The organism is Bacillus sp. 05T31, assembly GCF_056396725.1.
In genome coordinates this window covers 1-456 of the sequence record NZ_JBFTMA010001378.1, presented here as the reverse complement: position 1 = coordinate 456, position 456 = coordinate 1, and the positions used below count along the sequence as shown (strand labels likewise).

Sequence of the window (456 nt, the reverse complement as noted above, 5' to 3'; positions counted from 1 at the left end):
GGGAGATACTTCTTCACTAATAACCGTCTTTTTATGCGTGGCACTGCTAATTTTTTGGCGACGATATCGTTCTATGTATAAGCCGATAAAGGGAACGGGAAAACGTATTTTGTGGCCATTACTATTTTTAACACCGGGTATTTTATTGTTTTTTGGTCCAGTACATCCAGCTATATTACAAGTGACTATAGCAGCATCCATTGGGGTGATTTTCGCAATCCCACTTATATTTCTAACAAACTATGAGCGAAGAGAAGACGGAAACATTTATACGAAAAAAAGTGCTGCCTTTTTAATTACTTTTATCGGGAGATACTTCTTCACTAATAACCGTCTTTTTATGCGTGGCACTGCTAATTTTTTGGCGACGATATCGTTCTATGTATAAGCCGATAAAGGGAACGGGAAAACGTATTTTGTGGCCATTACTATTTTTAACACCGGGTATTTTATTGT

Annotated in this window: 1 protein-coding gene and 1 pseudogene; both read left to right on the top strand. The window is 37.3% G+C overall.

Annotated features, from left to right (window positions below):
• A pseudogene (locus AC1DJR_RS33395) lies at positions 1-310 on the top strand (CcdC protein domain-containing protein); the annotation flags it as partial.
• Positions 311-326: 16 nt separating this feature from the next.
• Positions 327-456 (top strand): CcdC protein domain-containing protein (locus AC1DJR_RS33390; RefSeq protein WP_477004612.1); only part of this gene is annotated, 130 nt, incomplete at its 3' end.